Annotated in this window: 2 pseudogenes; both read right to left on the bottom strand. The window is 59.2% G+C overall.

Going from position 1 to position 532, the window contains the following annotated elements:
* Positions 1 to 253: pseudogene (locus BZK31_RS27445) on the bottom strand (cyanate transporter); the annotation flags it as partial.
* Between the two features lie 169 nt (positions 254 to 422).
* Positions 423 to 532 (bottom strand): annotated as a pseudogene (glnQ, locus tag BZK31_RS27440) (glutamine ABC transporter ATP-binding protein GlnQ); the annotation flags it as partial.

Below are 532 nucleotides of genomic sequence, written 5' to 3'. Positions count from 1 at the left end.
GCGCCAGAATCGGTGCCAGTGGTGCGAACAGGCCCAGGCACAGCACGGGCAGTGTGGTCAGCAAACCGGCTTCGGCCGCAGACATGCCGAGGCTGTCGGATACGTTATTGAGCAACGGCGCGATGCTGGATAGCGCCGGACGCAAATTGAGGGCGACCAGCACCAGGCCCAGCAGCAAGAGCCAGGGGCGCTTGAGGATCGAGTGAGTCGGAGCGGTAGCAGCGTCGGGGCTTGGTTGAGCCTTGGCAGTCATCAGTTTCTCGGCAATCAGGGGTGTCGACCCGTTTTTCAGGGGGCCAGTATCCTGTTGGAGAATGATCGCGAATACAAGGTTCAGGCCAGATTGCATACATCGCCAGCGCCAGGGCCGGACAACAAAAAACCGGGCTCAGGGCCCGGCTTTTAGCAGTGCAACTGTGAACTCAGTGAATGATCTGGCTGAGGAACAGTTTGGTGCGGTCGCTTTGCGGGTTGTCGAAGAAGTCGTTCGGCGCAGCCTGCTCGACGATTTCACCCTTGTCCATGAAGATCA

The organism is Pseudomonas floridensis (assembly GCF_002087235.1).
Taxonomy (GTDB): domain Bacteria; phylum Pseudomonadota; class Gammaproteobacteria; order Pseudomonadales; family Pseudomonadaceae; genus Aquipseudomonas; species Aquipseudomonas floridensis.
Note: the sequence above shows the minus strand (reverse complement) of the source record. Positions and strands in the feature narration are given on the sequence as shown.